Origin of the sequence: Noviherbaspirillum denitrificans (assembly GCF_002211445.1) — a bacterium.
GTDB classification, from domain to species: Bacteria; Pseudomonadota; Gammaproteobacteria; order Burkholderiales; family Burkholderiaceae_D; genus Noviherbaspirillum; species Noviherbaspirillum denitrificans.
This window is the reverse complement of the sequence record NZ_LSTO01000001.1, coordinates 1,125,727-1,126,473: the sequence shown is the minus strand read 5'-3', so window position 1 is coordinate 1,126,473 and position 747 is coordinate 1,125,727. Positions and strand designations below refer to the sequence as shown.

Below are 747 nucleotides of genomic sequence, written 5' to 3'. Positions count from 1 at the left end.
ATTTTTCCGAAACGCTGCGCAATACCGCCGGCAACGCCAACCACATCATCAATGCGCGGGCGCCTTCCGCGGCGCGCGTCGTCTACGAATATTACGGCGGCGAAATCGCCTTCCCCTCCTCGTGGGACGACATGATGGCGGCGGTCGACAAGGGCGACTCCGCGCAGTTCAACCGCGACGAAATCCTGCGTCCGCAGAAATGGGATTTGCTGAACTTCCTGATGGACGCACGTACCGGCCTAGGCCGCTTCCGCGAGTTCCGCATTTCCAACTACAACCTGATGATGGACCTGATCGGCTACTGCAGGAACCACAGCATCGAACAGATCATGGAACTGCCGGACGTGAAGGAACGTGTCGACCTGTATTTCGAGCACGAGGAGAAATTCAAGGAACAGATCAGGCGCTGCTCGACCGTGAACGGCAACCTGGTGGTGCTCGACCTGCGCAAGGAAGAGACGATCTACGCCGGCAACCGCTTCATGATCTATGCGCTGTTCCCGGAGACGAACATCTCCATCCACGTGCTGTGGGGACTCAAGAACCAGAACACCGTTTTCGCCACCGGCAAGTCGATCCTGAACCGCACATCCAACACCAACATCGGCGAACTGATGCTCAAGTATGGCGGCGGCGGGCATGAAAATGCCGGCACCTGCCAGGTGGAAAACGACAAGGCGGAACAGGTACTGCAGGAGCTGGTGGCGGCGATTAACGCTGACGGTTGAAGCACGTTAGAATCGGGGA

Annotated in this window: 1 protein-coding gene; it reads left to right on the top strand. The window is 58.1% G+C overall.

Annotated features, from left to right (window positions below; all coding sequences use genetic code 11):
• Positions 1 to 728, top strand: a 728-nt coding sequence (locus AYR66_RS05585; RefSeq protein ID WP_088709619.1) for a DHH family phosphoesterase, incomplete at its 5' end; no start/stop codon positions are given.
• Between the last annotated feature and the right edge of the window lie 19 nt (positions 729 to 747).